A 6387-nucleotide genomic window follows, 5' to 3' on the forward strand; every position below is an offset into this window, starting at 1 on the left:
CGGGTCGCGGGCCAGATGGTGGTCGCGGTCGTACTGGCGGCGACCGTCACGGGCGTCGCGCTGATCGCGATCGAGCGCGTGGAATGGCCCGCGTACAACTCGTCGAACCAGCTGCACGCCTTGACCACCGTCGGCCAGGTGGTCAGCCTGGCCGGGATCTTCGGCGCCGGCCTGCTGTGGCGCCGCGGCCGCCGGGTGCTGGCCCGGATCTCGGCGGTGTTCATGATCTCGGCGCTGTCGGTCGTGACGCTGGCGATGCCGCTGGGCGCGACCAAGCTCTACCTGTTCGGCATCTCGGTGGATCAGCAGTTCCGCACCGAATACCTGACCCGGCTGGCCGACAGCCCCGCCCTGCACGACATGACCTATCAGGGTCTGCCGCCGTTCTACCCGCCCGGCTGGTTCTGGATCGGCGGCCGCCTGGCCGCCCTGACCGGCACGCCGGCCTGGGAGATGTACAAGCCGTGGTCGATCCTGTCGATCACCGCCGCGATCGCGGTCGCCTTCGTGCTGTGGAAGGCGATGATCCGGTTCGWGGCGGCGCTGGTGGTCACCACCGCCACCGCCGTCGTCACCCTCGCGTACACCTCGACCGAGCCCTACGCCGCCGTCATCACGGTGTTGTTGCCGCCGGTGTTCGTGCTGGCGTGGTCGGGGCTCGGAGGGCAGGAGCGAAGCGACCCGGGGAATGGGCTCGGAGGGCAGGAGCGAAGCGACCCGGGGAATGGGCTCGGCGGGCGACCTAGAGGTGGCGGCTGGGGCGCCGTGCTCGGCGTCGGGATCTTCCTCGGGGTGGCGGCACTGAGTTACGCCCTGCTGCTGGGCTACGCCGCGTTCGCGATCACCCTGATGGCCCTGCTGCTGGCGATCAGCCGGCGCAGCCTCGAACCGCTGCTGCGACTCGTCACCATCGGCGTCATCTCCGGCGCCATCGCGCTGATCGGCTGGGCGCCATGGCTGCTGGCAGCAGCGAAGGGCACCCCCGCCGACACCGGCACCGCCAACCACTACCTGCCCAACGACGCTGCGGTCCTGACGTTCCCGATGTTCCAGGCCACCCTGCTGGGAGCGCTCTGCCTGCTCGGCACCGTGTGGCTGGTTCTGCACGCGCGTAGTTCGACGCGCGCGGGCGCACTGGCCGTCGGCGTGCTGGCGGTCTACGCGTGGTCGCTGCTGTCCATGCTGACCACCCTGGTCGGCACCACCCTGTTGTCCTTCCGGCTGCAATCCACGCTGACCGTGCTGCTGTCGGCGGCCGGTGCATTCGGGTTCATCGCCGTGACCCAGGCGGTCGCCGCGCGATTCCAGCACCCCGGCCGGCATGTGGTCGCGGTCGCCGCCACCATCGGTGCCATCGGCGCCATTACCTTCACCCAGGACGTCCCCGACGTACTGCGCTCGGACATCAACGTCGCCTACACCGACACCGACGGCTACGGCCTGCGCGCCGACCGCCGCCCACCCGGGTCCGAGCAGTACTACCGGCAGATCGACGCGCGCATCCAGCAGGTGACCGGGCGCCCCCGGTCCGACACCGTGGTGATGACGGCCGACTACAGCTTCCTGTCGTACTACCCGTACTACGGGTTCCAGGGCCTCACCTCGCACTACGCGAACCCGCTGGCGCAGTTCAAGGAACGCTCGGCGGCCATCGAGAGCTGGGCCCTGCTGACCAAGCCGGACCAGCTGATCGGCGCGCTCGACGCCCTGCCCTGGGCGCCGCCGTCGGTGTTCCTGATGCGCCGCGGTGGCCCGGACAGTTACACGCTGCGCCTGGCCGCCGACGTCTACCCCAACCAACCGAACGTCAAGCGCTACCAGGTTGAGCTGAACTCGGCCCTGTTCGACGATCCGCGCTGGGACGTCTCCACCGCCGGACCCTTCACGCTGGCGATTCGTCGATGAACCGGCCGTTAGCATCTTCATCCGTGACCAACCACCGAACTGCGCGGCTGGTGGCCATCGTCGCGGGCCTGCTGGGCACCGTGCTCGCGGTGGCGACGCCGTTCCTGCCCGTCACCCAGACGACCGCGCAGCTCAACTGGCCGCAGAACGACACGCTCACCAGCGTCGACGCGCCGCTGATCGGCTACGTCGCGACGGACCTGAATATCTCCATCCCGTGCAGCGCCGCGGCCGGGCTGGCGGGCAGCCGCAACATCCTGTTGTCCACCGTGCCCAAGCAGGCGCCCAAGGCCGTCGACCGTGGGCTGCTGATCGAGCGAGTCGGTAACGACCTGCTGGTCATCGTGCGCAACACCCCGGTCGTCAGCGCGCCACTGAGCCAGGTGCTCAGCCCCGCCTGCGAGCAGATCACCTTCACGGCGCACGCCGACAAGGTCACCGGCGAGTTCGTCGGGCTACGGAAGGCACCCGACCAGGAAGACTCGGCCAAGCCCGGGGCGCCGCTGCGCGGAGAGCGCAGCGGCTACGACTTCCGGCCGCAGATCGTCGGTGTCTATACCGACCTGTCCGGCCCGGCGCCCCCGGGACTGACGTTCTCGGCAACGATCGACTCCCGCTTCAGCAGCTCCCCGACGTGGATCAAGATGCTGGCGATGATCCTCGCGGTCGCCACGACGGGGATCTCGCTGATCGCCCTGCACAGCCTCGACGTCGCCGACGGCGTGCGGCGGCGGCGGTTCCTGCCCCCGCGCTGGTGGTCGATGAAACCGCTGGACGGTCTGGTCGCCGTGATCCTGGTGTGGTGGCACTTCGTCGGCGCCAACACCTCCGACGACGGCTACATCCTGACCATGGCCCGGGTCTCCGAGCACGCCGGCTACATGGCCAACTACTACCGGTGGTTCGGCACCCCGGAGGCGCCGTTCGGCTGGTACTACGACCTGCTGGCGCTGTGGACGCACGTGTCCACAGCCAGCGTGTGGGTGCGGCTGCCCACTCTGCTGATGGCGCTGGCCTGCTGGTGGGTGATCAGCCGTGAGGTGATCCCCCGCCTCGGCCACGCCGTCAAACACAGCCAGGCCGCGGCGTGGACCGCCGCGGCGATGTTCCTGGCCTTCTGGCTGCCGCTGAACAACGGGCTGCGACCGGAGCCGATCATTGCGCTGGGCATCCTGCTGACGTGGTGCTCGGTGGAACGCGGGGTGGCCACCAGCCGGCTGCTGCCGGTGGCCATCGCGGTCGTCATCGGCGCGCTGACGTTGTTCTCCGGACCCACCGGCATCGCCGCGGTCGGCGCGCTGCTGGTCGCGGTCGGGCCGCTGCGCACCATTGTCGCGGCCCACACCTCACGGTTCGGCCATCTCGCGCTGCTGGCGCCCATCGCCGCCGCGGCGACCGTCACGATCGTGTTGATCTTCCGCGATCAGACGCTGGTCGGGGAGATCGAGGCTAGCTCGTTCAAGTCACTGGTCGGCCCCAGCCTGAGCTGGTTCGACGAGCACATCCGCTACGAGCGGCTGTTCACCACCAGCCCGGACGGCTCGGTGGCTCGGCGCTTCGCGGTCCTCACTCTGCTTCTCGCACTGGCCATTTCGGTGGCGATGACCCTGCGCAAGGGCCGGATTCCCGGCACCGCCGCCGGGCCCGCGCGGCGCATCATCGGCATCACCATCATCTCGTTCCTGGCAATGATGTTCACCCCCACCAAGTGGACGCACCACTTCGGGGTGTTCGCCGGGCTGGCGGGCTCCCTGGGCGCGCTGGCGGCGGTGGCGGTGACCGCGGCGGCCATGCGCTCCAAACGCAACCGCACGATCTTCACCGCGGCCGTGCTGTTCATGATGGCGTTGTCCTTCGCCACCGTGAACGGCTGGTGGTACGTCTCCAATTTCGGCGTCCCGTGGTCAAATCAGTTCCCGGAGTGGCACTTCGGCTTCACGACGATGCTGCTCGGGCTCGCCGTGCTGGCCTTGCTGGTGGCGACCTGGCTGCACTTCTCGGGTCGGGACCGACCCCGGCCGTGGGCCCGGTTCACCCAGGCGCCGCTGGCGGTGGTGGCCTGGGTGGTGGTGATCTTCGAGGTGATGTCGCTGACGCTGGGCGTCACCGAGCAGTATCCGGCGTGGTCGGTGGGGCGCTCCAACCTGGACGCGGTCACCGGAAACACCTGCGGCCTGGCCGCCGACGTGATGGTCGAGCAGGACCCGAACCTCGGCCTCCTGCTGCCGGTCGACAAACCGGTCGCCGACGCCCTGGGCGGGGTGACGGCCCAGAACTTCAGTCCCAGCGGCATTCCCGCGGACGTCTCGGCCGACCCGGTGATGGAACAACCCGGCGGCACGAACTTCGCCGACACCGACACCGGCCCTGTCACCGGAAGCGAACCCGGCACCGAGGGCGGCACCACCGCCGCCGCCGGGGTGAACGGCTCCAGGGCGCGACTGCCGTACGGGCTGGACCCGGCCCGCACCCCGGTGATGGGCAGTTGGCGCGCCGGCGCCCAGCAGCCGGCCGCACTTCGCTCGTCCTGGTACCGACTCCCGCCGCGCGGTGAGCGCGGACCGCTGTTGGCGGTCGCCGCCGCGGGCCGGTTCGATCCGGGCGAGGTCGTCGTGCAATGGGCCACCGACGAGCAGGCCGCCAAGGGCGTCTCCGGCGGCAGCCTCGGCTTCGCCGATGTCGGCGCGGCGCCCGCGTGGCGCAATCTGCGCGCGCCCATGTCGGCGATCCCGGACGACGCCACCCAGGTGCGACTCGTTGCCACAGATGACGATCTCGCACCACAACACTGGATCGCGGTCACTCCGCCGCGCATTCCGATGTTGCGGAGTTTGCAAGACGTCGTCGGTTCGTCGGATCCGGTCCTGCTGGACTGGCTGGTCGGTCTGGCGTTCCCCTGCCAGCGTCCGTTCGGGCATCAGTACGGTGTGACCGAGGTACCCAAGTGGCGCATCCTGCCGGATCGATTCGGTGCTGAGGCAAACTCGCCCGTGATGGATTATCTCGGCGGTGGACCGCTGGGCATCACCGAGTTGCTGCTGCGTGCCACCCCTGTGCCGACCTACCTGAAGGGCGACTGGTTCCGCGACTGGGGCTCTCTGCAGCAACTGACGCCGTTCTATCCCAACGCCGTCGCGGCGCGCATCGATCTGGGCACCGCGACCCGCAGCGGACTGTGGAGCCCGGGACCCCTGCGACCGTCCTGAGGTCCTTGCAGACGCCAAATTTCTTGGCAGAGTTCTGATCCCGTTCTAAGCGGGTATTAAGGAATCAGCCACGCTCCGGCATGCCCGCTATCGTGGAGTGGGGAATGTGATTCTGGGGAATCCAAAAGTTTGCTGACAATGATGTCATGCACCGCGCGCTAAATCTGACGAGACGGGAATCAGGGTTCATGGACGTCGTGCTTGGGGTAGCGCTGACGGTCGACAGCGTTCGATTGGTAATGGTCGAAGGATCCGGCGGGGACGGAGACCTGATCGATCAGGACACGTTTGACATCGATAGGGGTGGCGGCGTCGAAAGTGCCACTGTCACAGAACATGTCGTGAATGCGGTGCTGGGCACCTACGGCGTGGCCGCCGCGAACGGGCACAACGTCGAGCGGATCGCCGTCACCTGGACCGACGACGCTGCCGAGGACGCCGATTTGCTGATCGAGGCGCTCGGCGAGGTCGGCGTGTCGAATGTCGTTGCCGTGACAGGCTGCGACGCCGCCGAGACCTTCGTCGAGCAGATGGCCGCGGAGGCCGACGAGACCTGCGCCGCCGCCTGCCTGATCGAAGGCACCCAGGCTCCCGTGGCGTACATCGCCGTCATGCACGCCGGCGCGGGCGGGGTCCGCCGCATGCGCAGCCGCGTCGTGGATGCCGCCGATCACCGGCAGCTCGCACTGTCGGTGCGCGGCGCCTGCGCCGACTGCACTGCCGAGGCCGACCGGGTCGCCGTGTTCGCCGCCGGTTCGGCCGGCGTCCTGACGGGAATGCTTGCCGGAGAACTCAATTCGACGTTGGCCACCCAGGTGGTCATCCCCCAGAACGCGGCGCTGGCCTTCGCAAGGGGCGCCGCCCAGACCAACGCGGGCGCACACCGGCGGCTGCACGTCGTCGGCACCCGTTCCGCGATCGCGTCCGGGGGCGGCGTGGCGCCCCCCGCGGTGTTCGTGCCGCGCACCGCCAAATTGATGGCCATCCCCGGTGTCAGCGCCCCTGTCACCTCCGTCGCGCCTCCGGCAGTTGTCATGTCGGACAACGGTCGTCAGTTGCGGACGCTGACCGCAGTGGTCGGCGGCGGCGTGCTGGCCTTCGTCGCGGCGCTGTCGATGTATGTCGGCAGCCAGCTGCGGGACACCGGCGAGCAGACCACCGAGGCCAAGTCACGCCCGGCCWCCGTGGTCCCGGCAGGCGCCGCCGAGGCGGTGGCGCCTCAGGCCGCCCCCGCGCCCGAGGCCGCCGCTGCCCTGCCCCCCGCGGCACCGCCCGC

At 69.5% G+C, this 6387-nt stretch carries 3 protein-coding genes; all 3 read left to right on the forward strand.

All coding sequences use genetic code 11. The features are described 5' to 3' along the window. The first annotated feature begins 15 nt into the window (after window positions 1–15). Window positions 16–1905, forward strand: coding sequence for a galactan 5-O-arabinofuranosyltransferase (locus AC1DY7_RS09915; RefSeq protein WP_477493512.1), 1890 nt, complete (start codon window positions 16–18; stop codon window positions 1903–1905). Then, entirely contained in the window at window positions 1902–5111 is a 3210-nt protein-coding gene (locus AC1DY7_RS09920; protein WP_477493490.1) for an arabinosyltransferase domain-containing protein, read from the forward strand. The genes AC1DY7_RS09915 and AC1DY7_RS09920 overlap by 4 nt, the downstream gene beginning before the upstream one ends. A 188-nt stretch (window positions 5112–5299) precedes the next feature. Beyond that, the coding region (locus tag AC1DY7_RS09925) for a DUF7159 family protein (RefSeq protein WP_477493491.1) at window positions 5300–6387 on the forward strand (1088 nt) is incomplete at its 3' end.

The sequence above is a fragment of the Mycobacterium sp. P2_H7 genome, assembly GCF_056403275.1.

Excerpts from the sequence above, each read along its gene's own strand:
- AC1DY7_RS09920 (WP_477493490.1), top strand. The coding sequence starts at position 1,902 with ATGAACCGGCCGTTAGCATCTTCATCCGTGACCAACCACCGAACTGCG.